General features: G+C 73.2%; 18 protein-coding genes and 1 pseudogene. 7 read left to right on the forward strand and 12 right to left on the reverse strand.

Features of this window, described 5'->3' with window-relative positions; all coding sequences use genetic code 11:
* Window positions 1-13 precede the first annotated feature (13 nt).
* From lanKC to ACP4IX_RS07165, 5 genes are all read right to left on the reverse strand, one after another.
* On the reverse strand, window positions 14-2,695 hold the full coding sequence (lanKC, locus tag ACP4IX_RS07145; protein WP_426555017.1) for a class III lanthionine synthetase LanKC: 2,682 nt from the start codon (window positions 2,693-2,695) through the stop codon (window positions 14-16).
* 384 nt (window positions 2,696-3,079) lie between these two features.
* A complete protein-coding gene (gene dnaG / locus ACP4IX_RS07150; protein WP_426555018.1) occupies window positions 3,080-5,008 on the reverse strand; it encodes a DNA primase in 1,929 nt (642 codons plus the stop codon).
* A gap of 29 nt (window positions 5,009-5,037) precedes the next feature.
* The gene (locus ACP4IX_RS07155) at window positions 5,038-6,303 is read right to left on the reverse strand and encodes an NAD(P)/FAD-dependent oxidoreductase (RefSeq protein WP_426519662.1); all 1,266 of its coding nucleotides are present in this window, start codon (window positions 6,301-6,303) and stop codon (window positions 5,038-5,040) included.
* Between the two features lie 144 nt (window positions 6,304-6,447).
* Complete coding sequence (locus ACP4IX_RS07160; RefSeq protein ID WP_426519664.1) at window positions 6,448-7,728, reverse strand: deoxyguanosinetriphosphate triphosphohydrolase; 1,281 nt, start codon at window positions 7,726-7,728, stop codon at window positions 6,448-6,450.
* A 66-nt stretch (window positions 7,729-7,794) separates the two neighbouring features.
* Window positions 7,795-8,571: a sirohydrochlorin chelatase gene (locus ACP4IX_RS07165; protein ID WP_426555019.1), complete on the reverse strand. Its 777-nt coding sequence runs from the start codon at window positions 8,569-8,571 to the stop codon at window positions 7,795-7,797.
* Between the two features lie 164 nt (window positions 8,572-8,735).
* On the opposite strand from ACP4IX_RS07165, the gene ACP4IX_RS07170 reads away from it, so the two are divergent.
* From ACP4IX_RS07170 to ACP4IX_RS07180, 3 genes are all read left to right on the forward strand, one after another.
* Window positions 8,736-9,422, forward strand: a complete 687-nt coding sequence (locus ACP4IX_RS07170; protein WP_426519668.1) for a SanA/YdcF family protein — start codon at window positions 8,736-8,738, stop codon at window positions 9,420-9,422.
* A 102-nt stretch (window positions 9,423-9,524) separates the two neighbouring features.
* Window positions 9,525-11,750 carry a molybdopterin oxidoreductase family protein gene (locus ACP4IX_RS07175; RefSeq protein ID WP_426555020.1) on the forward strand — a complete coding sequence of 742 codons (2,226 nt, stop codon included), beginning with the start codon at window positions 9,525-9,527 and terminating at the stop codon, window positions 11,748-11,750.
* Between the two features lie 184 nt (window positions 11,751-11,934).
* On the forward strand, window positions 11,935-12,864 hold the full coding sequence (locus tag ACP4IX_RS07180; RefSeq protein WP_426555021.1) for a LysR family transcriptional regulator: 930 nt from the start codon (window positions 11,935-11,937) through the stop codon (window positions 12,862-12,864).
* Window positions 12,865-13,014: 150 nt separating this feature from the next.
* Here the strand turns inward: ACP4IX_RS07180 and ACP4IX_RS07185 are convergent, their stop codons facing one another.
* The gene (locus tag ACP4IX_RS07185) at window positions 13,015-13,602 is read right to left on the reverse strand and encodes an NADPH-dependent FMN reductase (RefSeq protein ID WP_426519674.1); all 588 of its coding nucleotides are present in this window, start codon (window positions 13,600-13,602) and stop codon (window positions 13,015-13,017) included.
* Window positions 13,603-13,891: 289 nt separating this feature from the next.
* Here ACP4IX_RS07185 and ACP4IX_RS07190 point away from each other — a divergent pair, with 289 nt between their 5' ends.
* Complete coding sequence (locus ACP4IX_RS07190; protein ID WP_426519676.1) at window positions 13,892-14,425, forward strand: hypothetical protein; 534 nt, start codon at window positions 13,892-13,894, stop codon at window positions 14,423-14,425.
* 133 nt (window positions 14,426-14,558) lie between these two features.
* On the forward strand, window positions 14,559-15,173 hold the full coding sequence (locus ACP4IX_RS07195) for a class F sortase (RefSeq protein ID WP_426519678.1): 615 nt from the start codon (window positions 14,559-14,561) through the stop codon (window positions 15,171-15,173).
* On the opposite strand, the pseudogene ACP4IX_RS07200 reads toward ACP4IX_RS07195, so the two are convergent.
* The 5 genes and pseudogenes from ACP4IX_RS07200 to ACP4IX_RS07220 all read right to left on the reverse strand — a co-directional run bounded on the left by ACP4IX_RS07200 (window position 15,111) and on the right by ACP4IX_RS07220 (window position 20,892).
* Window positions 15,111-15,499, reverse strand: a pseudogene (locus tag ACP4IX_RS07200) (winged helix-turn-helix transcriptional regulator). The gene ACP4IX_RS07195 and the pseudogene ACP4IX_RS07200 overlap by 63 nt on opposite strands.
* 272 nt (window positions 15,500-15,771) lie before the next feature.
* Window positions 15,772-16,800: a DUF6528 family protein gene (locus ACP4IX_RS07205; RefSeq protein ID WP_426555022.1), complete on the reverse strand. Its 1,029-nt coding sequence runs from the start codon at window positions 16,798-16,800 to the stop codon at window positions 15,772-15,774.
* Window positions 16,800-18,005, reverse strand: coding sequence for a transglycosylase family protein (locus tag ACP4IX_RS07210; protein ID WP_426555080.1), 1,206 nt, complete (start codon window positions 18,003-18,005; stop codon window positions 16,800-16,802). The genes ACP4IX_RS07205 and ACP4IX_RS07210 overlap by 1 nt, the downstream gene beginning before the upstream one ends.
* 119 nt (window positions 18,006-18,124) lie before the next feature.
* The gene (locus tag ACP4IX_RS07215; RefSeq protein WP_426555023.1) at window positions 18,125-19,588 is read right to left on the reverse strand and encodes a hypothetical protein; all 1,464 of its coding nucleotides are present in this window, start codon (window positions 19,586-19,588) and stop codon (window positions 18,125-18,127) included.
* A gap of 308 nt (window positions 19,589-19,896) precedes the next feature.
* A complete protein-coding gene (locus ACP4IX_RS07220; RefSeq protein WP_426555024.1) occupies window positions 19,897-20,892 on the reverse strand; it encodes a helix-turn-helix transcriptional regulator in 996 nt (331 codons plus the stop codon).
* Window positions 20,893-21,072: 180 nt separating this feature from the next.
* Here ACP4IX_RS07220 and ACP4IX_RS07225 point away from each other — a divergent pair, with 180 nt between their 5' ends.
* The gene (locus ACP4IX_RS07225; protein WP_426555025.1) at window positions 21,073-21,474 is read left to right on the forward strand and encodes a hypothetical protein; all 402 of its coding nucleotides are present in this window, start codon (window positions 21,073-21,075) and stop codon (window positions 21,472-21,474) included.
* Window positions 21,475-21,573: 99 nt separating this feature from the next.
* Window positions 21,574-21,819, forward strand: coding sequence for a hypothetical protein (locus ACP4IX_RS07230; RefSeq protein WP_426555026.1), 246 nt, complete (start codon window positions 21,574-21,576; stop codon window positions 21,817-21,819).
* A gap of 103 nt (window positions 21,820-21,922) precedes the next feature.
* On the opposite strand, the gene ACP4IX_RS07235 is transcribed toward ACP4IX_RS07230, so the two are convergent.
* Complete coding sequence (locus tag ACP4IX_RS07235; protein WP_426555027.1) at window positions 21,923-22,705, reverse strand: sulfite exporter TauE/SafE family protein; 783 nt, start codon at window positions 22,703-22,705, stop codon at window positions 21,923-21,925.
* Between the last annotated feature and the right edge of the window lie 95 nt (window positions 22,706-22,800).

Here is a 22,800-nt window from a genome sequence, read left to right on the forward strand (position 1 = left end):
GACTGATGGATCGTTATTTGTGCACGGTCCCCGAGGAGACCGGTCCGTGGGCCGCGCGGTGCGGCGGTGTGGGCCGCCGGAGCGGCAGGAAGGGCAGGGCCACCGGATGCCCGGCGAAGGCGCTGCCCAGCGCGAGGAGGCAGCCGGCCGTCCCGGTCGACAGGTCCATCGACAGGCGCATGAGCTGCTCCCCGGCGAAGGCGAGCCCTCCCCCGTACGGCAGGGCGTGCAGATCGAGCAGCCCGGTGTGGCGGCGTATCACCCCGTGCAGTTCCGCGGGGTCGCCCGCACCCGTGCGTGCCAGGTGCAGGATCAGTCCGGCAGTGCCCCGGAACAGACCCGGCTGGATGTAGAAGGTCGACCGGCAGGCCCGCAGCAGGGCGTGCCGGGCGGTGTCCAGCGCCTCGTCCGGCCGGTGCGCCAGGTAGTCGTCGATGACCAGGGCGATCCCGGCACTGCCCGCCCCCAGGTACGGCATGGTGCGCCTGCCCTCGACCACCAGCAGGGCGTCGTCGGCGCCGGGCCGGCAGCGGGCGAGGTCGCGGTGGAGGGCGACCGCGGCGAGGTCCAGCAGAGCGGCGTCCCCGGTGGCCTCGTACCGGCGGATCAGCAGCAGGGCGATCCCGGTCGCCCCGTGCAGCAGCCCGGTGCCCGGCAGCGGGCGGTTCTCGGTGAGCGTACGGACGGCCAGGGCGGTGCAGTGGTCGGCGGCCCGGGACAGTACGGCGGCGTCGGCGGCGGACGCGGTGCGGGCGAGGTCCGCCAGGGCCAGTGCGATGCCCGCGAGGCCGCTGTGCAGGCCCGCGGAGAGCCCGCCGAAGGGCTGCCGGGCGGCGAGCAGGGCCAGTCGCGTGGCCGGCTCGGCGCGGCCGAGCCGGGCGAGCGTCCAGGCGATGCCCGTGAGCCCGTCGTACAAGCCTGGCGGAGTGCCGGGGGCCGGGTCGCAGGACCGTTCCTCCAACCAGTCCAGAGCGTCCGGACAGGAGGCGGCGCCCGTCTCGTGCAGTGCGTACAGCACACCCGCCGCGCCGTTCCCGAGGGACTGGCCGCCGGCCGGTGTCGCGAACTGGGCGATGTCACCGGGGAAGCAGCGGTCGTCGCGCTCCGGGGTACGGGAGGCGAAAATCGCGCGGGCCATGGCGTCCCGGCTGAGCGGCCAGTCGGCGGCGGCCGGCGGTACGGGGTCCGGGCCGCGGTCCGGAGTGCCTGGCACGCGGGTCACGGCATTCGTACGGCCGACGGGGGCGGTGCGTTCGGGGAGCGCCTCGGGCAGGCCCCGGAGTATCTCCCCCACCGCCCCGTCCAGCGTGCCCGGTGCGAGGCCGAAGACCCGCTCCGCGTGCGCGGCCAGCGGGGCCGCCTTGCGCCGGTCGATGAAGAAGAGCGTGGTGAGCGGGAGGAGGAGCGCGATGCGCAGGCACGCCAGCGCGTAGTCGTCGATGTCCGTGCCGCGCCGGTCGGAAGGCGCCACGAAGGCCGGGTTGGCCACGATCTGCCGGCCGCGCTCACGGGCCGGGGCAGCAGCCTCGAAGTCGAGCAGGACGACCCGCGTCCCGTCGTCGGCGACCATGATGTTGCTCATGTGCAGGTCGCTGACGACCAGCCCGCGCCCGTGGACGTCCCGTACCGCCCGCTCGACCATCGTGTACATCCGGGTGGCCCACGCCGCGTGCTCCGCGAGCGCCCCCGGTGCCGGGTCGGTGCCGACCAGGGGGAAGCGCCGGGCGAAGACGGTGTTGAGCGTGTCACCCGTGATGTGTTCGAGCACGAGGAAGCGGTGCCCGCCGATGTCGAGCACGTCGCGGACGGCCGGCACGCAGTCGAGCCCGGCCAGCCGTTCGAGGGCGGTGCGCTCTCGTTCCAGCCGGACGGTCGCGTCGGCTCCGTCGGCGGCGAGTCCCGCGTGCGGGCGCGCTTCCTTGAGCACGACGGGCTCCCCGCTGCGGTCGTCCCGCCCGAGATAGACGCCCCCGCCGTTGGAGAAGTGCAGCGCGCGTTCCACGCTGTACGGCACGCCGTCCAGGCTCACCGCGGCCCGGGCCTCCAGGTGGGGCAGCAGGAAGGACGGTGTGCTCACCCACTCCGGGACGACCAGCGACGGTCCGCGCGGATCCGGGACGAGCCTGCCCTCCGGATCGGCTATCGCGGGTACCAGCCGTCCGTCCGGCATGGCACAGAAGCGCGGCGCGAACGCCCCGTACCGCACGTGCACCGGTCCGGTGCCGCAGCGCAGGTCGCTGAGGATGCCGGGGCCGTGCTCGCCCTCCAGCAGCCGCATCAGGCCGGTGCAGACCTCGGGGAAGTCGTCGTCCGCGAGCGGGTAGACGGTGATGAACTTGCCGCTGCCCGCACGGTCCGCGTACTTGGCGTTCCGCAGGTGCAGCAGGCGCGGCCCGGGTATGAACTTGAACGGCAGTCCCCGGCCGAGGCAGTAGTCGGCCACCTTGCCGAGCACCGCCGGCGCGTTGTCGAGCCCGGCCGAGACGTGGATCTTCCAGCCCTGGGAGGGCACCCGGGCGCTCCGCGGGCTGAACGACATCCAGTCCCCTCGCCGCGAGCGCTCCCAGCCCTCGGGCACGGGACCGCACGCCGGACCGTACAGCGCACCGGTCTCCTCGGCGGCGTCGGAGGAACGGTGGGGAGCGTCGTAGAAGTGTCTGTCCGTCGTGCAGTACGACGCGTACTCCGGGTTCACCCTCGCTCCTCTGCTCGCACGTTTTCGTCGGCAGGGAGAAAAGTGCCACGGTGCCGAAGGGGCCGATAGTCGCGGATGTCATGACGGGAGACAGGCGACGGATATGGGAAACGCATCTGCGTCCCGCACATCCGCCCGGGCGCCGTGTGCCCGTACGCAGGCTGGGGCCATGATCCGAACAGGAGTGCCACACATGCGCGAAGAGAACACATGTTCTACTTTCGATGCCCTGTTCTCGATTCACGGCCTCCAGGCGCGGCGCCGTCGTGCCCGTCATCCGGCAGGAGTGCGTCGTCGAGGTGTGCCCGGGAGCTGGATCCCGCGGGAGGCCGCCAGGCGTGACCGAGCTGGACGACGGCCGGCGCCCCACCGCGCCACGGACCGCTAGAGCGCGGCGGCGCCCTGTGCGCCCAGGGTCCGGTCGTACTGCTGGAGGACCCACAGCTCGTTCTGGACGGCGGCCAGCTCGGCGGGGTCGCCGTGGCCGGCCAGGCGGGTGAGGCGGCCCGTGATGTCGCGGATGCGGCGCTCGACGGCGCGGCGCCGGACGGTGACCAGCTGGGCTCCCGCGTAGACCTCGTCGACGCCCTTCACGCCCCGGTGCAGCAGGATCGCCTCGACCGCCAGCTCGGTGACCATGGCGCGGACGGCGTCGTCCGGGGCGGCCTCGCGGACGCGGACCAGATAGCCCTGCGGGTCCTCCACGCCGGACTCGGCGCCGCCCGCCTCCATGATGGCCTCGCGTACGGCGGCGTAGGGCGGGGCGGTGAACTCGTCGACGCCGTACGCGTCGAAGGCCGGGGAGACCAGCTCGGGGCGCTGGAGGGCGAGCTTGAGCAGTTCGCGTTCGGTGGCGAAGACGGGGTTGCGCAGGTTCAGCGCCGGGCCGCGGGGGCCCGGCCGTCCGGGGGTGGCGTACGGCTGCGGGGCGCCGGCGCCGCGCTGCTGCCGGTCCGGGGCGGGGCCCTTGCCGCCGCGGTCGCGGGCCCAGCGGGCCAGCTGGGCGATGCGCTTGACCACGAACTGCGTGTCGAGGATGCCGAGCATGCCGGCGAGCTGCACGGCGACCTCGTGCTGGGCGCCGCTGTTCTTGATGCGGGCGACGACCGGGGCGGCCTCGTCCAGGGCGGCGGCGCGGCCGGCCGGGGTGTCCAGGTCGTAGCGGCCGACGATCTGGCGGAGCGCGAACTCGAAGAGCGGGGTGCGCGGCTCGACCAGGTCGGCGACCGCGTCGTCGCCCTTGGCCAGGCGCAGGTCGCAGGGGTCCATGCCGTCGGGGGCGATGGCGATGTAGGTCTCGGCGGCGAACTTCTGGTCGTCCTCGAAGGCGCGCAGGGCCGCCTTCTGGCCGGCCGCGTCGCCGTCGAAGGTGAAGATGACGCGGGCCGAGCCGTTGTCCATCAGCAGCCGGCGCAGGATCTTGATGTGGTCGCCGCCGAAGGCGGTGCCGCAGGTCGCGATGGCGGTGGTGACGCCGGCGAGGTGGCAGGCCATGACGTCCGTGTAGCCCTCGACGACCACGGCCCGGGAGGCCTTCGCGATGTCCTTCTTGGCGAGGTCGATGCCGTACAGGACCTGTGACTTCTTGTAGATCGCCGTGTCGGGGGTGTTCAGGTACTTCGGGCCGTTGTCCGCCTCGTAGAGCTTGCGGGCGCCGAAGCCGACGACGTCGCCGCCGATGTCGCGGATGGGCCACATCAGCCGGCCGCGGAAGCGGTCGATGGGGCCGCGGCGGCCCTCCTGGGCGAGCCCGGACAGGAGCAGCTCCTTGTCGCTGAAGCCCTTGCCGCGCAGGAAGCGGGTGAGGTGGTCCCAGCCCTGGGGGCTGTAGCCGACGGAGAAGTGCTGGGCGGCGGCCTGGTCGAAGCCGCGGTCGGCGAGGAAGGCGCGGCCGGTGTCGGCCTCGGGGCTGGTCGCCAGCTGCTCCGCGTACCACTGGGCGGCGATCTTGTGGGCCTCGACCAGGCGGATGCGTTCGCCGCGCTGGTGGGCGGGGTTGTAGCCGCCCTCCTCGTAGCGCAGGGTGATGCCGGCCTGGGCGGCCAGGCGCTCGACCGCCTCCGAGAAGGTGAGGTGGTCGATCTTCATCACGAACGTGATGGTGTCGCCGCCCTCCTGGCAGCCGAAGCAGTGGAAGAACCCCTTGCTCGGGCTGACCTGGAAGGACGGGGACTTCTCGTCGTGGAAGGGGCAGAGTCCCTTCAGGTTGCCGCCGCCCGCGTTCCTCAGCTGGAGGTACTCGGACACCACGGCGTCGATCGGGACCGCGTCCCGTACCGCCTTCACGTCCTCGTCGTTGATCCGTCCAGCCACGTGTGAAGTCTACGGCGGTCGGCCGGAAGCTATGCGACGAGGCTTTCGAGGGATACGTGCGGGTTGGCCAGCGCCTCCGTGTCCACCCGCGTCCTGGCGCGGATCAGCTGCTGGATCGGCTCCGTGACGTCCCACACGTTCACGTTCATCCCGGCCAGCACCCGGCCGTCCTTCACCCAGAAGGCGATGAACTCGCGCTTCGCCGCGTCGCCGCGGATCACCACCTGGTCGTACGACCCCGCGGGCGCCCAGCCGGAGTACTCCATGCCCAGGTCGTACTGGTCGGTGAAGAAGTAGGGCACGCGGTCGTGGGCGAGGTCCTCGCCGAGCATCGCGCGGGCCGCGGCGGGACCGCCGTTCAGGGCGTTGGCCCAGTGCTCCACGCGCAGCCGGGTGTCGAAGAGGGCGTGGTGGAAGGAGGCCACGTCGCCGGCGGCGTGGATGTCGGGGTCGGAGGTGCGCAGGTTCGCGTCGACGACGATGCCGCCGCCGTGCGCGCGGTCGGCGATCTCCAGACCCGCGGCCTGGGCCAGCGACGTGCGCGGGGCGGCGCCGATCGCGGCGAGCACGTCGTGGGCGGGGTGTTCCTCGCCGTCGTCGGTGCGGGCGGCCAGCACCATGCCGTCCTGGCCGATGATCTCGGTCAGCTTCACGCCGAAACGGAAGCGGACGCCGTGCGCCTCGTGCAGCTCGGCGAAGACGGCGCCCAGCTCGGGGCCGAGGACGCCGTGCAGCGGGGTCGGTCCGGGCTCGACGACGGTGACCTCCGCCCCGTACTCGCGGGCCGCGGCCGCGACCTCCAGGCCGATCCAGCCGGCGCCGGCGATCACGAGGTGGCCGTTGTCCCGGCCGAGGGAGGCGAGGACGTTCTTGAGGCGCTCGGCGTGGGCGAGGCGGCGCAGGTGGTGGACGCCCGCGAGGCCGGTGCCGGGGACGTCGAGGCGGCGGGGCTCGGCGCCGGTCGCGATGAGCAGCTTGTCGTACCGGGCGCGGGTGCCGTCGTCGCCGTAGTGGACGGTCCTGGCGGCGCGGTCGATCGCGACGACGGTCTGGCCGAGGTGCAGCTCGATGTCGTGCTGGGCGTACCAGGCGGGTTCGTGCACGAAGACGCTGTCGCGTTCCTCCTTGCCGAGGAGGTAGCCCTTGGACAGCGGCGGGCGCTCGTAGGGGTGGTCGCGCTCGTCGCAGATGAGGATCACCCGGCCGGTGAAGCCCTCCGCGCGGAGTGTCTCGGCCGCCTTCGCGCCGGCCAGGCCGCCTCCGACGATGACGAATGTCTGATCCGCGTCGACCACTTGTTGCCTCCTCGTCAGGGTGCCGCCACATGCGAGCGTCCCGCACACGGCGTGGTGCGGGAAGAGGGAGTGACCCGATCAGGCCACGGAGGGCCGTGTTTCGGGGGCCGCCGTGCCTGCCGGGTCACGCCCGTCCCGTCAGTCTCATGGATGCCCCGTCAGCCGGGCGTGAAGCGAGCGGGCCGAGGCGTCGGTGAGGGAGGCGATCTGGTCGACGATCACCCGTTTGCGGGCGCGGTCGTCGGCCGCCTGGTCGAACAGGGTGCGGAACTGGGGGTCGAGGCCGTCCGGGGCGCGGGCGGTGAGCGCCTCGGCCAGCTCGGCGACGACGACGCGCTGGTCGGCGCGGAGCCGTTCCTGCTCGGTGCGCTGCATGACGTAGCGGACGGCGACCGCCTTGAGGACGGCGCACTCCATGCGGATCGGGCGGGGGACGACCAGTTCCGCCGTGTACCGGGTGAGCCGGCCGCCGCCGTACGCGGCCCGGGTGGCGCTCTCCGCGGCGAGGCAGAAGCGGCCGATGAGCTGGCTGGTGGCGTCCTTGAGGCGGGCCTGGGCGACCGCCGAGCCGTCGTAGCCGTGCGGCCACCAGTCCTGGGCGAGGAGGCGGTCGAGGGCGGCGGCGAGTTCGGCGTGGTCGGTGCCGGCGGGGACGTAGCGGCCGACGGCGGCTTCGAAGACGGCCTCGCGCTCGGGGTCGGCGAGCAGGCAGTTCGGGTCGATGTGGCCGGCGTGCAGGCCGTCCTCGACGTCGTGCACGGAGTACGCCACGTCGTCGGCCCAGTCCATGACCTGGGCCTCGAAGCAGGTGCGGGCGCCGGGGGCGTCCTCGCGCAGCCATGCGAAGACGGGCCGGTCGTCGTCGTAGACCCCGAACTTGGGCGAGGCCGGGTCGGTGGGGTGGCCGCCGCGGGGCCACGGGTACTTGGTGGCGGCGTCGAGGGTGGCACGGGTGAGGTTGAGGCCGACCGAACCCTCCTCGGTGAACCGCTTGGGTTCGATGCGGCTGAGGAGCCGCAGCGACTGGGCGTTGCCCTCGAAGCCGCCGCAGTCCTCGGCGAAGTCGTTCAGTGCCTGTTCGCCGTTGTGGCCGAAGGGCGGATGCCCCAGGTCGTGGGCGAGACAGGCGGCCTCGACGAGGTCCGGGTCGCAGCCGAGGGCGGCACCGAGCTCACGGCCCACCTGGGCGCATTCCAGGGAGTGCGTGAGGCGGGTGCGGGGGCTGGCGTCCCAGACGGGGCTGCCCTCCCCCGGCGCGACGACCTGCGTCTTGCCGGCGAGGCGGCGCAGGGCCGAGGAGTGCAGGATGCGGGCGCGGTCGCGTTGGAAGGCGGTGCGGCCGGGGCGTTTGTCCGGCTCGGGGGCGTAGCGGGCGGCTGACGCCGGGTCGTACGGGGGCGGGGGCTGGGGTGCGGTGCCGTCCATGCCAGGAACAGTATGCGAGCGAGCGGCGGGCGCGGCGGGGCGGAAGGCGCGGCAGTCGTGGCGCCCCTAGGGAAGCGCCACTGCCCGGCGTTCCGGGGCGCGGCCCGTCCTCAGTTCCTCGTCGTAGCGGTGCAGGAGCAGGCGGGCCATCGCCGGGTGGGTGCCCAGGGGAGCCGACGCGATCCACGGGGCGGCCGCCGCGCACTCCGTCGCGAAGCGGCCCGGGGCCGTGAAGTACGAGGCGACGGCGACCCTGCGGTGGCCACGGGCGGTCAGCGCGCGTACGGCCTCCGGGACCGTCGGGGAGGTCGCCGAGGCGTACGCAGGGACCACCGGGACGTCGAGGCGGGCGGACAGGAGTGCCGCCGTGCGGTCGGTGTCGTTCCCGGACTCCGGGTCGCGGGAGCCCGCGGCGGCGAGGACGACGGCGGCGTCCCGCGGGGCGTGGAGGGGCCAGCCGGCCTCCAGGAGGTTGTCGTGCAGGGCGTCCACGAGGAGGGGGTGCGGGCCGAGCGGGGCGGCCACGCGGGTGCGGGCCGGTGAGGCCGCGGCCATCTCCGGGACGTCCCGTTTGACGTGGTGGCCGCGGCTGAGGAGGAGGGGGACGAGGACCGCCTCCCCGTCGCCGAGCCCGGTGAGGGTGTCGGGGAGGAGCGGCGCGTTCAGCTCGATGTGCCCCAGGTGCACCGGGAGGCCGGGGCGCAGGGCGCGGACCCGGTCCAGGAGGGCGCGTACGGTGCTCAGCGCGCGGGGGTCGCGGCTGCCGTGGGCGACGACGACCAGGGCGGGGGCGCCGCCGGTGGCCGCTGTGCTCGGGCTGCCTGTCACTGTCGTCACCGTCATGCACCGAGGGTGGCGGCGGCACGTTGCCTTTCCGTTGCGCGGGTGTCACAGGGACTTTCCGTCGGTCCGCACGGCACCGCCCACCGCGTGTGAGCGGCCGGTGAACCGGACGGCGCGCCCGGACGTCCCTGGTGGCAGGAACCGACCGGGGAGAGGACCGTCCGATGCGCACCCCGAGACTTCGCAGACCGCGCCTGCCGCGCACCCGCCGGGGGCAGCGGCGGCTGATCCGGGCGGTGACGGCCGGGTGCGTGCTGGCCCTGCTGCCCTCGACGTGGCTGCATCTGGTCACCGACGACCGGCTGCGCACCACGGCCGACGTGCCCCGCACCGACGTCGCGGTCGTCTTCGGCGCCGGGCTGTGGGACGGGGAGCCGTCGCCGTACCTGGCGCACCGGCTGGACGCGGCGGCGGAGCTGTACCGGGCGGGCCGGATCGAAGTGGTGCTCGTGACCGGGGACAACAGCCGTGAGGAGTACGACGAGCCGGACGCCATGCGGGGCTACCTGGTCCGGCACGGGGTGCCCGACGGGCGGATCGTCAGCGACTACGCGGGTTTCGACACCTGGGACTCCTGCGTGCGCGCGAAGAAGGTCTTCGGGGTCGACCGGGCCGTGCTGATCAGCCAGGGCTTCCACATACGGCGGGCGGTCGCGCTGTGCCAGGAGGCGGGGGTGGCGTCGTACGGCGTCGGGGTCGACGACGTCCACGACGCGACCTGGTACTACGGGGGCGCCCGCGAGATCCTCGCGGCGGGGAAGGCCGCGCTGGACGCGGTCCTCGAACCGGACCCGCACTTCCTCGGGCCTCAGGAGCCGGGGGTGGCGCGGGCCCTGGCCGACGCCGGATGAGCCGCCCCTCACCGTGGGCCGGGGGCGGCGGGGAGGTCACCGTCCCGGCGGCGTAACAGACGGCCGCCCGGGCGCGTAACACGGGCGGCGCACCCTGGCGGCATGCAGAACACCGCCGCGCCCGCGCCCACGCCCACGCACTGCCCGTACTGCGCGCTGCAGTGCGGGATGAACCTGACGCCCGCCGCCGGCGGGACCGTCGAGGTGTCCGAGCGCGCGGACTTCCCGGTGAACCGGGGCGCGCTGTGCGGCAAGGGGCGTACGGCGCCGGCGGTGCTGGCGTCGAGTGCCCGGCTGACTTCGCCGTTGGTGCGCGGCCGGGACGGGGCGCTGGTGCCGGCCACGTGGGACGAGGCGCTGGGGCGGATCGCCGGGAACCTGGCGCGCACCCGGGAGGAGCACGGCGCGGACGCGCTCGGGGTGTTCGGCGGGGGCGGGCTGACCAACGAGAAGGCGTACACGCTGGGCAAGTTCGCCCGGGTGGTGCTCGGCACCTCGCAGATCGACTACAACGGGCGGTTCTGCATGTCGTCGGCCGCGGCGGCCGGCACGAAGGCGTTCGGGCTGGACCGGGGGCTGCCGTTCCCGCTGGAGGACATCCCGAGGACCGGGTGCGTGATCCTCGTCGGCTCGAACCCGGCGGAGACGATGCCGCCGGCCCTGCGGTACTTCACCGAGCTGCGCGAGAACGGCGGCACGCTGATCGTCGTCGACCCGCGCCGCACGAAGACCGCCGGCCACGCCGACCTGCACCTGGCGCCCCGGCCGGGCACCGACCTCGCGCTCGCGCTGGGCATGCTGCACCTGGTCGTCGCGGAGGGGCGGGTCGACGAGGGGTACGTCGAGGAGCGCACGGCGGGCTGGGAGGAGGCGCGGGCGGCGGCGATGGCGCACTGGCCGGAGTACGTGGAGCGGATCACGGGGGTGTCCGTTCCCGAACTGCGGGAGGCGGTACGGCTGTTCTGCGCGCCGGACGCCGCAATGGTGCTGACCGCGCGCGGGCCCGAGCAGCAGGCCAAGGGCACGGACACGGTGGGCGCGTGGATCAACCTGTGCCTGGCGACCGGGCGGGCCGGGCGCCCCCGGTCGGGGTACGGCTGCCTGACCGGGCAGGGCAACGGGCAGGGCGGGCGCGAACACGGCCAGAAGGCCGACCAGTTGCCCGGCTACCGCAAGCTGACGGACCCGGCGGCGCGGCGGCACGTCGCCGGGGTGTGGGGGGTGGACCCGGACTCGCTGCCGGGGCCCGGGCGCAGCGCGTACGAGCTGCTGGACGCGCTGGGCACGGACATCAGGTCGCTGCTGGTGATGGGCTCCAATCCGGTGGTGTCGGCGCCCCGCGCGGCGCACGTCGAGGAGCGGCTGCGCTCCCTGGACTTCCTGGCCGTGTGCGACGTGGTGCTGTCGGAGACGGCGGCGCTGGCGGACGTGGTGCTGCCGGTGACGCAGTGGGCGGAGGAGACGGGGACCATGACCAGCCTGGAGGGGCGGGTGCTGCTGCGGCGGCGGGCGGTCGCCCCGCCGGACGGCGTCCGCAGCGACCTGGAGGTGCTGCACGGACTGGCGGGCCGGCTCGGTGTGGAGAAGGGCTTCCCGACCGAGCCCGAGGAGGTCTTCGAGGAACTGCGCCGGGCGAGCGCGGGCGGCCCGGCGGACTACTCGGGGATCGACTACCGGCGGCTGGCGCGGGAGGGCGGGGTGTTCTGGCCGTGTCCGGCGCCGGAGGAGACCGCCGGGGCCACCGGACCGCATCCGGGCACCCCACGCCTCTTCCTCGACCGCTTCGCCACCGACGACGGCCGGGCCCGGTTCGCGCCCGTCTCGCACCGTCCGAGCGCCGAGGAGCCGGACGACGAGTACCCGGTGCTGCTGACCACCGGGCGGGTCCTGGCCCAGTACCAGTCCGGCGCGCAGACCCGGCGCGTGGACGAGCTGAACGCCGCCGCACCCGGCCCCTTCGTGGAGCTGCATCCCCGGCTGGCGGCGCGGCTGGGGGCGGCCGAGGGCGATCCGGTGGCCGTCGTCTCACGACGCGGCCGGGCGGTCGCTCCGGCGCGCATCACCACCGGTATCCGGCCCGACACCGTGTTCATGCCCTTCCACTGGCCGGGCGAGGGCCGCGCCAACACCCTGACCAACCCGGCCCTCGACCCGACCTCGCGGATGCCGGAGTTCAAGGTGTGCGCGGTGCGGGTGGAGGCGGCGCCATCGGCTGCGCCTGCGCATGTGACGTCGACTGCGGCTGCGGCTGCGGCTTCGGCTTCGGCTTCGGCTTCGGCTTCGGCTTCGGCTTCGGCTTCGGCTGCGACTGCGACTGCGACTGCGTAGCCCATGGCGAGTCCGTCGGTCCTGGGCGAGGCGGCCTCCGCCGTCCTCGGCACCCTGCTGGAACTCCAGCACGGGCGAGCGCGGGCCGACGGCCGGCCCCGAACGGGAACGGACGTGCTCCCCTACGCTTGCGGCGAGACCGCGGTGCGGGCCGCGGTCCGCCGCAGCGAGAGGACGGGAGCCGATGAGCCTTCGTCAGTTCGAGTACGCCCTGGCCATTGCCGAGCAGGGCTCGGTGACCGCGGCGGCGGAGGTGCTGCGGGTCGCTCAGCCCTCGGTGTCCCAGCAGATCCGCGGACTGGAGCGGGACCTGGGCGTGGAGCTGTTCTCCCGCACGCCGACCGGGCTGGTGCCCACCGTGGCCGGGCGCGCCTTCCTGCGGGAGGCGCAGATCGCGGTGAGCGCGGCGCGGCGGGCGAGGGCGACGGCGCGGGCCGGTGCCGACGAACTGGTGGGCGAACTGGTGGTCGCGGTGCAGATGGGCCTGGGCACGCGGCAGTTGCCGGGCGCGCTGGGCGCGCTGCGCCGCCGCTTCCCGCGCCTGGAGGTCACCGTCTTCGAGGAGCCGAACCCCACCGAACTGGAGCGGCTGGCGCGCGGGGGCGTGATAGACCTCGGCCTGATGGCCGGACCGTGCGAGGGCGGCCTCTACGACGGCCACCACCTCGGCGACGAGGAGTTCGTCGTGGTGCTGGCCGCCGGGCACCCGCTGCTCGCCGCGGACCGCGTCGAACTGCAGGAACTGGGGCGGGAGCCGTGGGTGCGGTTCGACCACAACAGCGCGCTCGACGGCGTCCTGGTGGACGTGCTGCGGGACAACGGGCTCGCCCCGACCACGGTCGCCCGCGTCTCCCAGACGGCGACGGCCGTGCGCTGGGCCGCCCACGGGCTGGGGGTCACGTTCGTCCCGGCCTCGGCGGTACCCCCCGGTCACGAGCACGTCGCGCGTCCGGTGACCCCGGTCGTGTCCCAGCCCGTCGTCGCGGCGGTCCGGCCCGGCGCGGGTCCCGCGGAGACGGCCCTGCTCGAGTTCCTGCGTCAGGAGACCTGGCACAGGTCCGCTCCCGGCTGGGTGACACCTCCGTCCACGGCGGGCTCGGCGCCGGTGGTGTGAGGGGCGCCGAAGGCGAGGAACACGGCCGCCCGGGCGGTCTCTCGGCGCCGCTCGGGAAAGGACGACGTATCGGCAGGTGCCACCGGTGGTTCCTGTGTCGCCCCGTCCCCACGGCGCCCCGTTCCCACGGCACCCCGGCCCTACAGCGCCCTACACGTCGTCGTAGGGCCGCTTCTCCTTCGCCTCCCGCAGGGCCCGCCCCCACCACACCAGTTGGTCGAGCATCGTCTTCGCCGCCGCGTCCGGACCCGACGGGTCCCTGAGCCTGCCCTCGTCGTCGAACGAGGCGCCCGCGTTGTGGAAGGAGACGGTGTCGCGGACGGTGACGGCGTGCAGCTCGGCGAAGACCTGGCGCAGGTGCTCCGCGGCACGCAGGCCGCCCGCCAGACCGCCGTAGGAGACGAGGCCGACGGGCTTGGCCCGCCACTCGGTGAAGTGCCAGTCGATGACGTTCTTCAGGCCTGCCGGGAACGAGTGGTTGTACTCGGGCGTGAGTACGACGAACGCGTCGGCGTCCGCGAGTTTCGGGGTGATCTCCGCCAGCGCGGCGGTCGCCCGCGGGGTCGGGGCCAAGGTCGTGGGCAGGTCGGTCGCGGCCACGTCCAGGACCTCGGGGACCAGGTCGTCGTGGGCCCGGAGGTGGTCGAGGAGCCAGTCGGCGACGACGGGGCCGAAGCGGCCGTGGCGGTTGCTGCCGACGAGCAGGGTCACACGGAGCGGAGCGGTCGTTGTGGTCATGCGGGACAGCCTGTTACCTCGACCTTGGTCGAGGTCAAGCCGGGCGCCGGCGGGCCCGTTCGGAGGCACCGGTCACCCGTTCACACCCGCGTCCCGCGCCCTTCGGATCTTTTCCGGCGTATCCCCGCCACACGCCGGTGACCTGCCGGAACGGCGTCCGGCGTGGGCGGGCCGGACGCGCGGCCGACACCCGTTCATCCCATTCCCGGCGCGTTCTCGGGGAGCGGGTCGCCTCCGATGCGGCTTTCCTCGGTGGGGCAGGGGCCACCGAAGAGCTCAAGGAGCACCGATGCGACGTACCGCCCGCCTGCTGACCGGTACCGCGCTCGCCGTCGCGGCCGTCGGCCTCACCTGCCCGGCCTCCGTGTACGCCGGGGAGACCGCGGCGACCGGTGGGCTGGAGGTGTACCCGTCCTCGGTGGTGCCGGGCGAGCCGGCGACGGCGAGCACGGCGGCGTGCGGCGGGGGCGGACCTGCGGCCGGTGACGCGACCGCGGTGGGCGCCGGCAGGTTCCCGCTGGCGCCGGGCACCGGCGCGGGCGAGGCGGTGGGCCGCTTCGAGGTGCCGCCGAGCGCGCAGCCGGGGACGTACGAGATCGTCGCGACCTGCGGTGGGAGCGGCCTGCGGGTGACGGGCGACCTGGTGGTCACCCTGACCTCGGCCCGTGAGCAGGTGTATCCCAAGGGAAGCGTGAAGACGGGGGTCGGCGGTGCTCTCGGCCCCGACCCCGTGCAGACCGCGGCCGGTGTGGCGGCTCTGGCCGTCGCCGCCGCGGGCGGTACCTGGCTCCTGCATCGCCGGGCGAGAGGCGACGGGATCTGACGGGCACCCTCCGCTGCCCGTCCGCAGGTACCGCACTTCCCCACCCCCTCCGGGTCCGACCGCCCCTCGCGGCCCGGAGGGGGCCGGGGCTTTCGGCAGGGGGCCTTCACGGGCCCGAGGGAGAGGGGGCGCCGTGCGCAGGGTCGGCAACACCGCGATAGCGGCCGTCACCGCGGTCGCCCTCTGCTCCGGGACCTGGCTGCTGCTCGACGCCCGCGCGGGGGCCCCGCCGCAGCCCACCACCGCACAGGCCCGCACCGGGCAGGCCGGCGAGGCGGCCGCGCCCGCGCTGCCGCCCTCCCCGCCCGACCGCGTCCGCATCCCGGCGATCGGCGTGGACGCCCCGATGACGGGCCTCGGCCTGACACCGTCCGGCAGCCTCGACGTGCCGCCCGCCGAGAAGGAGAACCTCGCCGGCTGGTACGAGGCCGGCACCACCCCCGGCGAGACGGGCACCGCGATCGTCGCCGGGCACGTCGACAACGCCGAGGGCCCCGCGGTCTTCTACCGCCTCGGCGCCCTGGAGAAGGGCGGCACCATCGAGGTCGACCGGCGCGACGGCGGCGTCGCGGTGTTCACCGTGGACGCGGTGGAGGTGTACACCGCGCGGGACTTCCCCGACGCGAAGGTGTACGGCGCGGCCGACCGGCCCGAACTGCGCGTCATCACCTGCGGCGGCGACTACTCACGCGCCACCGGTTACCAGGGGAACGTGGTCGTCTTCGCGCACCTCACCGGCAGCCGGTGAGGCGTTCAGCACGTTCGTCCTCCCCCGGGCGGCGAGCGGCGCGAGCGCCTCGTTGAGGGCGACGCCCCGTGCGGTCAGCGAGTACTCGACGCGCGGTGGCACCTCGGCGTACACCTCGCGGTGCACGATGCCGTCGGCCTCCAACTCCCGCAGCTGCGCGGTGAGCACATTCTCCGTCACCCCGGGCAGTTCCCTGCGCAGCGCCCCGAAGCGTACGGCCGCTCGTGCAGCGCCCACAGGATGAGCCCGTTCCATGTGCCGCCGACCACGTCCATCGCCGCGTCGATCCCGCGGATGTACGCCCCCGGCCACCGTGCCGTCCCCATGACCGTCTCCCCGTCCCTGTCCGCTGCCTGGATGCTTTCCGCGAGGTGACCGCCCACTCGGAAGTGGGCACTTGAGCGGTTCCCCCCGGCGGAGCCTGATCACCATGACCGACCCCAAGGCTGACACACCATCCGCTTCCCGTATCCCCGCCGTCCCGCTCACCGTCCTCGGCGCCGGCGCCATGGTCGGTGGCCGCGAGCCGCCTCGTGACCGCCTGCCTGCTCGACGACGCCTCGGTCGGCGAGGCCCTCGACGGGGTTCCGGCCGGTGGTCACGGCTGCCACCATCGGGCCTTGTAGATGCCGCCATAGGCGGCGCCGCCGAGGGTGTGGGCGGGCACGGAACCGTTGTCGACGCGCACGGAGCGGGTCCACCATTCCCTGTCGAGTCCGCCGTCCGGGGCTGTGAGGGCGACGGTGCGGCCGACGTTGCTCACGGCCTTCACGTTCGCGAGCGTTCCCGCGCACGAGGAGGCTGTGTAGGGGGCGAACTGCCGGCGGGACTTGGAGTACTGGAGCAGTCCGTCCGTGGTCGACACCCAGAAGAGGTCCGGCTCACCCGCGACGGCGTTGAGGTCGTGGCCTCCCGGCGCCCGGCCCGGCCGCAGTTCGGGCAGATCGATCACGTAGGACCGTACGAGCGTCTGCTCGGAGGCCGGCCCGCTCAGGGTGTAGGCGGCCAGCTGCCCGTGACCGACGGCCCAGAGCATCTCGGTGGCGGGGTCCCAGTGCACTCCGTGGGCGGAAGTGAGCGGGACACTGGTGAACTCGGTGGCGTACGGGGACCGTGAGGCCGCGTACAGGCGGACTTCGTTGCTCCCGCTGAGGGCCACCGCGACGTTGCCGCCCGGAAGCAGCTCGATGCTGTGCGGGTTGGCGAGTTCGGTGCCGGCGGCGTCCGTCACCCGGGCCGCCCAGTACCGGTTCTTGCCGGGATACTCGACGACGGCGGCGAAGCCGTAGGACGCGGTGGTGAGCAGGTAGGTCTTCCCCTGCCACGTGCGGCACTTGACCTCGCTGACGTAGGTCCAGCTGCGGCCCGGGTCCAGGTCCGAGTAGCGGCTGTCCCCTTCCGGAGTGAACTCCCAGCGCACCGGGGCGGGATCGGCGGACGGGTCCCACGTCGCCGTCGCGGAGTCGAGCAGAAACACCCGGCGGGACTTCTGGTCACCCACGAGCAGGGGCGGCAGCGCGGCCGCGGTCGCCCTGCCGGAGCCGGCGAGCTGCAGGGTGGCGGTCGCTCCGACGCCGAGGGCTCCGAGCAGCAGGCCACGGCGGGTCCATGTGGTGCGGGCGCCCATCAGACGAGGGTTCCGACGTGCATGCTGCCGTTGGGCAGGGCGGCGGCGTAGGTGTCGAAGATGCTGCCGTTCTCGTCGGTCTTCGTGGCACTCGTCCAGCTGCCGTCGGCACGGCGGGTACGGTCCCAGACGTTGCCGTGGACCACGGCCTGGACGTGCAGCGTGCCGTCGGCCAGACCCGCCGAGGAGACGTCGGTGATGCTGCCGTTGTCGTCGATCTTCGTCGCCCCGGCGTCCCAGACACCCGCGGCACTGCGCGACCGGTTCCAGACGTCACCGTTCACCAGCGCCTGCACGTGCAGCGTCCCGTTGGGCAGCGCCGTCGCCGCCACGTCCTGGATCGACCCGTTGTCGTCGATCTTCGTCGCACTGGTCCACGTACCGTCGGCGCGGCGGGTGCGGTCCCACACGTCACCGTTGACCAGCGCCTGCACATGCAGCGTCCCGTCCGGCAACGCCGCCGAGGAGATCTTCGTGATGCTGCCGTTGTCATCGATCTTCGTCGCGTTGCTCCAGGTCCCGTCCGCCGACCGCACCCGGTCCCACACGTCACCGTTCACCAACGTCTGCACATGCAGCGACCCGTCCGGCAACGCCGCCGACGCCACACCCTTCAGCGAACCGTTGTCATCGATCTTCGTCGCCGCCTTCTGCCAGGTCCCGCCCGCCGACCTCGCCCGGTCCCACAGATCACCGTTCACCAACGTCTGCACATGCAGCGACCCGTCCGCCAGACCCGCCGCCGCGAACCCGTTGATCGACGTGTTCACATCGATGTGCGAGGCAGCCGCCTGCCACACCCCCGACGCCGACCGCTCCCTGTTCCACACCGAACCGGCCTCCACGACCGGCGGGGCCGGGAGGTCGGGATAGGGCTCCGCGGTGTCGTCACCGAGCCCGGCCCGGGGACCGCAGGTCGGCCAGGCGCCTTCGCCCTGAACGGCGAGCACCTTCTCGGCGGTGAGGATCTGTTCCTTCTTCGTGGCCTGGTGCGGGTAGTCGGCGTACTGCCGGCCTCCGAACCCGGTCCAGGTGCTGAGGGAGAACTGCAGGCCACCGTAGTAGCCGTTGCCCGTGTTGATGCTCCAGTTTCCACCGCTCTCGCAGGCGGCGACCTTGTCCCAGGTGGTGACGGAGGCGGCCTGCGCCGCGGTGGTGGTGACGGTGAGGGGGAGGGCGACGCCGGCGATGACCGCGAGGCCCATGACCCGCTGGAAGGTACGCAAAAGGATCTCCGGGGTGGATCGGCACGGGGCGGTGCCTCGTGGCGCGACAGGGCGTCACGAGGCACCGCGGAGTACGGGGAAGGAGGCGCTGCGCCAGGTCAGACGAGGGTTCCGACGTGCATGCTGCCGTTGGGCAGGGCGGCGGCGTAGGTGTCGAAGATGCTGCCGTTCTCGTCGGTCTTCGTGGCACTCGTCCAGCTGCCGTCGGCACGGCGGGTACGGTCCCAGACGTTGCCGTGGACCACGGCCTGGACGTGCAGCGTGCCGTCGGCCAGACCCGCCGAGGAGACGTCGGTGATGCTGCCGTTGTCGTCGATCTTCGTCGCCCCGGCGTCCCAGACACCCGCGGCACTGCGCGACCGGTTCCAGACGTCACCGTTCACCAGCGCCTGCACGTGCAGCGTCCCGTTGGGCAGCGCCGTCGCCGCCACGTCCTGGATCGACCCGTTGTCGTCGATCTTCGTCGCACTGGTCCACGTACCGTCGGCGCGGCGGGTGCGGTCCCACACGTCACCGTTGACCAGCGCCTGCACATGCAGCGTCCCGTCCGGCAACGCCGCCGAGGAGATCTTCGTGATGCTGCCGTTGTCATCGATCTTCGTCGCGTTGCTCCAGGTCCCGTCCGCCGACCGCACCCGGTCCCACACGTCACCGTTCACCAACGTCTGCACATGCAGCGACCCGTCCGGCAACGCCGCCGACGCCACACCCTTCAGCGAACCGTTGTCATCGATCTTCGTCGCCGCCTTCTGCCAGGTCCCGCCCGCCGACCTCGCCCGGTCCCACAGATCACCGTTCACCAACGTCTGCACATGCAGCGACCCGTCCGCCAGACCCGCCGCCGCGAACCCGTTGATCGACGTGTTCACATCGATGTGCGAGGCAGCCGCCTGCCACACCCCCGACGCCGACCGCTCCCTGTTCCACACCGAACCGGCCTCCACCGCCGGGGCGTCGTCGACGATCGACTTGTTGCGCACCGGCACGTAGGGGCCGGAGCCCGTGAAGTACGGGTAGGGGATCACGCGGTGGTGGACGCCGGACCCGGAGAACTCGTAGCCCCAGTACTCCGTCTTCGCGTCGTTGGCCCACTTGTGGAAGAGGACGATGTGGCCGGAGGCGCCTGCGTCGTCGTCCAGCAGGGCGTCGCCGGCCTTGAGTTCGCCCTTGCTGATGGTCTCGGTGACGCCGGCGCTCGCGAAGGTGGGCGTGGTCAGTGAGCTGTCCAGGTTCCAGGCCATCGACACGTACCCGGAGCAGTCGGTGCGGTATCCCTCGTGGGAGCCGGTCCAGCTGTAGTCCAGCCCCTTCCCCACCCAGCTGTCCGCCCGGGCTATGACCGTCGAACGTTTGATGGCCGGCGCCGCGCTGCTCGCCGCGGCGAAGGCGGACGGCGAGTTCTTCGCCGACGTGACCGGGCCCTGCCCCGGGCTTCCGTGGTCGGAAGCGGCGCTGACGGTCGCCGGGTCCGCGGCGACGGCGGGGAGCGCGGTGGCGAGCGTCAGACCGGCGACGAGGGCGGCGACCGCGGCGGCGTGACGAGGGCTTCTGACGTTCTTCAAGGCGTGTCACTCTCTCCGAGCAGTAATGGCATGGGCATGACATGACCCAACGGATCCGGGCTCCCGGAACGCATGGTGTCGAGTGGCCGTCCGGGGCGCGTCCCCTTCCGGCGGACACAACTCTCGCCACGCGGCGGGCGCCCGGAAAGGGCTCGGCGCTGGACCGAAACGGCCCTGTCCGTTTCAGGTCTGCGGGCCGCAACGGCGAAAGGCCCTGCCCGGGAGGAAGGGGGCAGGGCCTCGGCAACGACGACGTGCAGGACATGCCGTCAGGACACGCCGTCAGGACACGACGTCAGGACACGACGTCAGGGCTCCGACGGCAACCAGCCCCGCTGCACCGCCCGGACGCCGGCCTCGAAGCGGCTGCGCGCCTCCAGGCGTTCCATGAGTTCGTTCGCGACCCGCCGCGCGGTGCGGTGCGACACCCCCAGCCGCTTGGCGATCGCCTCGTCCGTGTGCCCCCGGGCCAGCAGCTGAATGGCTGTCGACTCCTGCGGACTCAGGCCCCGCTCGTCCCGCACCGGTCCTTTGCCGAGCGGCTGGGCGGTGGTCCACACCGTCTCGAAGAGCGCGCACAGTGCGGTCAGCGTGCCTTGCCCGGTGAGCACCACGGCACCGGCGGCGGTGTCGCTGCTGGACACCGGGATCACGGCGACGCCGCGATCGAAGATGATCATCCGGGTGGGCAGCGAGGGAGCGGTACGCACCTGCCCGCCGAGCGACGCGAGCCAGTTGACATAGGCCACGGTCGCCCGGTCGTTGCGGACACTGTCGAGGTAGACAGTGCGCATCCGCACCCCTCGTGACAGCAGGTCACGGTTGAGCGGCCGGGCGGCGTCCATGGCCTGTTCCGGCTGAGCGCCCCCCGGAGCGAAGGTCATGGCCTCCTGGCGAAGGTCCCGGGTCAGCACGGCCAGCCGGTCACGGATCGCGTCCAGCCCTATGAGGTGTTCCACTCCAGGACTGCTGGCGCTGGGCCGCAGGTCCGCGTACTCGGCTATCAGCTGGGCGGCTTTGGCGCGCGCCGACTCCACCCGCTCCTGCTGGGCCGCGAGCTCGGCCTGCTGCCGGGCCATCAGGATCTCCATGGCGATCTCCGGCGCGGTCGCCCGAAGGTCCCCCTGCCGCTCCGCCGACGGCCTGACCAACGCAAGCTCGCTGAGCACGTCGAGCGCCTGGCGGACCTCCTCCTCGGGCCGGCCCAGACCGGTGGCCAGGTCGGCCACCCCGCTGCGCGGCTTCGACAACATCGCCCGGTAGACAGCCTCCTCGACCGCCCCGAGCCCCAGTGACGTCAGCAATGGCCCCCCTTGTGCCGATCAGTGGCCTCCACAAAGTCTCCTTGATCATGCCATCGAACTTCACAAGCGTGTTCGGTAGAGAGCGGGCAGTGATGATGCTTGGACGGAAGCGGCCAAGGGCGAGACCGGCCAAAGGGACCAACTACCCCTCAAGGCAACGAACTTGGAACAGTCGGGGCCATGTACCTCGTTCACGTCCGGCTGTGTGGTCCACCGGGCCGTCCTCTCCCCCCCGACGCACACACACTGGTCCTCTCGCACGCCCAGGATGACGACGGCCTGGAACACGTGTGCCTGCACCCGCACGCGAGACCCGACCCGGTCCTCGGTCTCTACCTCATCGCCGACACCCTCGACACGGCCGAGACCAAGGCGGTAGCCCTGTGCAACCGCGCCCTGCTCGGAACACCGGAGCTCGACGCCTGGTCGGTACGCTCCGCCGCGGCGCCTCTGATCACCCCGTTCTACGAGGCTCTGTTCGACGCCCCGCCCGTCCCCCCGACTGCCGTGGCCGAAAACGGCCAGGACCCTTTGGGGCCGCCGCGAACCTCTTCCGGCCCTTCCGGCGGAGCAACAGAGTAGTCCCACGATCCGAACCGCCCGCCGGCTCGGAGCGGCCACTGCGTCACCGCGGGACGCCGGCCGCTCCGAAGAGGGCGTCACTCCTGGAAGGAACCCCACATGCTGCGCCACCGTCTGCTCCGTGCCACCGCGGCCGTCGCCCTCTCCGGCGCCCTGCTTTCGACCGCCGCCACCGCATCGGACGGCGCCCTGCGGGACCTCACCGGCAAGACGGCCGGGACCACGACCACGACCACGAATGACATCATCTGGGCGGCCGGGACCGCGGTTGCCGGCGACATCATCTGGGCGACCACGCCCGGCCCCACCTCTCCGTCCGCCTCGTCCGCGGCCGAGGCCGCGTAAGCAGGCCGCCCGGCCAGGACAGGCCGGTCCGGCGCCTGCCCGGAAGGCACACCCGGTGCCGCGACCGTGTCGGCCGCGTTCCCGGCCGCACGGGGCGGTACAGCTAGGCCACCCACTGCTCCCACGCCAGGTTCGCCACCAGGGCGAAGACGACCGTCAGCAGGACGACGCGGACGAAGCCGCTGCCCTTCTTGAGGGCCGTGTGCGCGCCGAACATGCCGCCGGCGAGGTTGAACACGGCCATCAGGGCGGCCAGCTGCCACAGGACGGCGCCCTGCCAGGCGAAGGTGGCGAGGGCGCCCGCGTTGGTGCAGCAGTTGACGATCTTCGCGGTGGCGGAGGCGGCCACCAGGTCCAGGTGGAGGACGGCGGTGAGGGCCAGGACGAGGAACGTGCCGGTGCCGGGGCCGACGAGACCGTCGTAGAAGCCGATGCCGAGGCCCGCGAGGCCGATCGCGGCGAGGATCCGGCGGCGGCCGGCCGGGCCGGTGGCGGGGGCGGTGCCGAAGGCGGGGCGCAGGATCACGAAGGCCGCGACCGCCAGCAGCACCACCATGATCACCGGCTTGAGCACCTCGGTGCTCATCCCTGCCGCGAAGAAGGCCCCGCCCGACGACCCGGCCAGCGCCGCGAGGCCGATGCGTACGGCGGTGCGGACGTCCACCGGGGCCTTGCGGACGTATGTCACCGCCGCGCCCGTGGTGCCGACGATGGCGACCGCCTTGTTGGTGCCCAGCGCGTGCGCGGCCGGCGTCCCGGCGGGCAGCCCGAGCAGCAGCGCCGGCAGCAGCAGGAGCCCGCCACCGCCGACCACGGCGTCGATCCAGCCGGCCGCGAGGGCGGCGAGGCAGAGCAGGACGACCGTGGTCAGCGATATGTCGGGCATGATCGCGACCCTATGGACGCCATGGATGTCCCGTCCATCGAGATGAGCGACTTCTGAGGTTCCCCAGGTGCCCCGCCGGGCTCCGGGCTCCCTCA

Source organism: Streptomyces sp. WG5 (assembly GCF_049974565.1).
Taxonomy (GTDB): domain Bacteria; phylum Actinomycetota; class Actinomycetes; order Streptomycetales; family Streptomycetaceae; genus Streptomyces.

Excerpts from the sequence above, each read along its gene's own strand:
- ACP4IX_RS07190 (WP_426519676.1), top strand. The coding sequence starts at position 13,892 with ATGCGACGTACCGCCCGCCTGCTGACCGGTACCGCGCTCGCCGTCGCG.
- ACP4IX_RS07225 (WP_426555025.1), top strand. The coding sequence starts at position 21,073 with ATGTACCTCGTTCACGTCCGGCTGTGTGGTCCACCGGGCCGTCCTCTC.
- ACP4IX_RS07205 (WP_426555022.1), bottom strand. The coding sequence starts at position 16,800 with ATGGGCGCCCGCACCACATGGACCCGCCGTGGCCTGCTGCTCGGAGCC.
- ACP4IX_RS07230 (WP_426555026.1), top strand. The coding sequence starts at position 21,574 with ATGCTGCGCCACCGTCTGCTCCGTGCCACCGCGGCCGTCGCCCTCTCC.
- ACP4IX_RS07170 (WP_426519668.1), top strand. The coding sequence starts at position 8,736 with ATGCGCACCCCGAGACTTCGCAGACCGCGCCTGCCGCGCACCCGCCGG.
- ACP4IX_RS07210 (WP_426555080.1), bottom strand. The coding sequence starts at position 18,005 with ATGGGCCTCGCGGTCATCGCCGGCGTCGCCCTCCCCCTCACCGTCACC.
- ACP4IX_RS07175 (WP_426555020.1), top strand. The coding sequence starts at position 9,525 with ATGCAGAACACCGCCGCGCCCGCGCCCACGCCCACGCACTGCCCGTAC.
- ACP4IX_RS07185 (WP_426519674.1), bottom strand. The coding sequence starts at position 13,602 with ATGACCACAACGACCGCTCCGCTCCGTGTGACCCTGCTCGTCGGCAGC.
- ACP4IX_RS07180 (WP_426555021.1), top strand. The coding sequence starts at position 11,935 with ATGAGCCTTCGTCAGTTCGAGTACGCCCTGGCCATTGCCGAGCAGGGC.
- ACP4IX_RS07165 (WP_426555019.1), bottom strand. The coding sequence starts at position 8,571 with ATGACGGTGACGACAGTGACAGGCAGCCCGAGCACAGCGGCCACCGGC.
- ACP4IX_RS07235 (WP_426555027.1), bottom strand. The coding sequence starts at position 22,705 with ATGCCCGACATATCGCTGACCACGGTCGTCCTGCTCTGCCTCGCCGCC.
- ACP4IX_RS07160 (WP_426519664.1), bottom strand. The coding sequence starts at position 7,728 with ATGGACGGCACCGCACCCCAGCCCCCGCCCCCGTACGACCCGGCGTCA.